2 protein-coding genes are annotated in these 2,615 nt (G+C 72.7%); both read left to right on the plus strand.

The annotated features are described in order from the left end of the window. Nucleotides 1-898 (plus strand): XdhC family protein (locus tag ACWGDE_RS38055; RefSeq protein WP_453393659.1); only part of this gene is annotated, 898 nt, incomplete at its 5' end. Nucleotides 899-1,055: 157 nt separating this feature from the next. Next, nucleotides 1,056-2,498 carry a GuaB1 family IMP dehydrogenase-related protein gene (locus ACWGDE_RS38060; RefSeq protein WP_453393660.1) on the plus strand — a complete coding sequence of 481 codons (1,443 nt, stop codon included), beginning with the start codon at nucleotides 1,056-1,058 and terminating at the stop codon, nucleotides 2,496-2,498. Nucleotides 2,499-2,615 lie beyond the last annotated feature (117 nt).

Consider the following 2,615-nt stretch of genomic DNA (forward strand, 5'->3'; position numbering starts at 1 on the left):
GACCTGCGGGGGAGTGCTCGACGTACTGATCACCCCGGTCCGCCGGCACGACCCCGTGCGGACCGCCGTCGGCGCCGTGCTCGACGCCGCCCGCGACGGGGCGCGCTGCGCACTGGGCCGGGTGGTCAGCGGCCCGCCGCAGCACCTCGGCCGGGCGCTGGCCGTGCACGCCGACGGCTCGTACGAGGGCCGCCTCGGCGGGAGCACGGAGCTGGACCGGGCCGCCGCCGAACGGGTGAGGGTCTGGCTCGCCGCCGGGCGCACCGGCACCACCGAGCTCGGCACCGCCGGCGGGCTGTGCGGGGCTCCGCTGACCCTCCTCGTCGAGTCCGCCGCCTCGCCGCCCCGGCTCCTCGTGTACGGGGCCATCGACTTCGCCGCAGCCCTGGCCCGGATCGGCGCCTTCCTGGGCTACCGGGTCACCGTGTGCGACGCCCGGCCCGTCTTCGTCACCGCCGCCCGGTTCCCCGACGCCGACGAGCTCGTCGTGGACTGGCCGCACCGGCACCTCGCCGCGGAATGGGAGGCCGGCCGTCTGGACCCCCGTACGGTGGTGTGCGTACTGACCCACGACGCCAAGTTCGACATCCCCCTCCTGACGCTCGCACTGCGGCTCCCGGTCGGCTACGTGGGGGCGATGGGATCGCGCCGCACCCACGAGGAACGCACCGGACGGCTGCGTGCCGAGGGACTGCCGCAGGCCGTGCTCGACCGGCTGCGCTCCCCGATCGGCCTCGACCTCGGCGGCGGAACCCCCGAGGAGACGGCCCTGGCCATCGCCGCCGAGTTCACGGCCGAGCGGTACGGACGCGCCGGCGGGCCCGTCCTCCCGCTGGCCCTCGGCGCCGGACCCGTCCACCGGCCCCGCCGCCCGGCCCCGGCGGCCCCGCGGGTCTAAAGTCCCGTAGGAAACGACCAACCGGCCCCATATGTCCTGGACGATCGGCCCGGGCAACGTAAACGCCAGGGCGTGGGACAATGAAGTACGTGCGTTTCCTCGGCTGCCCTGACGTGGGTAGGACGGGCTCCTCCGATTCGACTGGGATGTTCTGCACGTGCGTTTTCTCAATGACCTGAAGCCGCCGTACGACCTGACGTACGACGATGTGTTCATGGTGCCGAGCCGCTCCGCGGTCGGTTCCCGTCAGGGCGTCGACCTTTCCGCCCCCGACGGCACCGGCACCACCATTCCGCTGGTCGTGGCCAACATGACCGCCATCGCCGGCCGCCGGATGGCCGAGACGGTCGCCCGCCGCGGCGGAATCGTCGTCATCCCGCAGGACATCCCCATCGATGTCGTCACCGACGTCATCTCCTGGGTCAAGACCCGCCACCTCGTGCTCGACACCCCGATCACGCTGGCGCCCACCCAGACCGTCGCCGACGCGCTCTCCCTGCTGCCCAAGCGGGCGCACGGCGCCGGCGTCGTCGTCGACGCCGAGGGCCGCCCCGTCGGCGTCGTCACCGACCACGACCTGACCGGCGTGGACCGCTTCACCCAGCTCTCCGAGGTCATGTCGAAGGAGCTGCTGCTCATCGACGCCGACATCGACCCCCGCGAGGCCTTCAACAAGCTCGACGCCGGCCACCGCAAGCTGGCCCCCGCCGTCGACAAGGACGGCAAGCTCGTCGGCATCCTGACCCGCAAGGGCGCGCTCCGCGCGACCCTGTACACCCCCGCCACCGACGCCAACGGCAAGCTGCGCATCGCCGCCGCCGTCGGCATCAACGGCGACTTCGTGGCCAAGGCGAAGCAGCTGCTCGACGCGGGCGTGGACACGCTCGTCATCGACACCGCGCACGGCCACCAGGAATCGATGATCAGCGCGATCAAGGCCGTCCGCGCCCTCGACCCGCAGGTCCCGATCGTCGCCGGCAACATCGTCGCCGCCGAGGGCGTCAAGGACCTCATCGACGCCGGCGCCGACATCATCAAGGTCGGTGTGGGCCCCGGCGCCATGTGCACCACCCGCATGATGACCGGCGTGGGCCGCCCGCAGTTCTCCGCGGTCCTGGAGTGCGCGGCCGAGGCCAAGAAGCACGGCAAGCACGTGTGGGCCGACGGCGGCGTCCGTCACCCGCGCGACGTGGCGATGGCGCTGGCCGCCGGCGCGTCGAACGTCATGATCGGCTCCTGGTTCGCCGGTACGTACGAGTCCCCGGGCGACCTGCAGCAGTCGGCCGACGGCCGCCTCTACAAGGAGTCCTTCGGCATGGCCTCGGCGCGTGCGGTGCAGAACCGCACCTCGGAGGAGTCGGCGTACGACCGTGCGCGCAAGGGTCTCTTCGAGGAGGGCATCTCCACCTCGCGGATGTTCCTCGACCCGGCGCGGCCGGGCGTCGAGGACCTGATCGACTCGATCATCGCCGGTGTGCGGTCCTCTTGCACCTACGCCGGTGCGGGGTCCCTCGCGGAGTTCGAGGAGAAGGCCGTCGTCGGTGTCCAGTCCGCGGCGGGCTACGCCGAGGGCAAGCCGCTGCACGCCAGCTGGAGCTAGTTCCTTCTTCCCGTGGCCCCGGCCGTCCCTAGGTGGACGGCCGGGGCCACGGCCGTACCCGGTCCGCCGGGTGTACCGCTGCGCGGGGCGGAGGTCCCCTACCCGCCCTTCGCCCGT

The sequence above is a fragment of the Streptomyces sp. NPDC054956 genome (assembly GCF_053609185.1).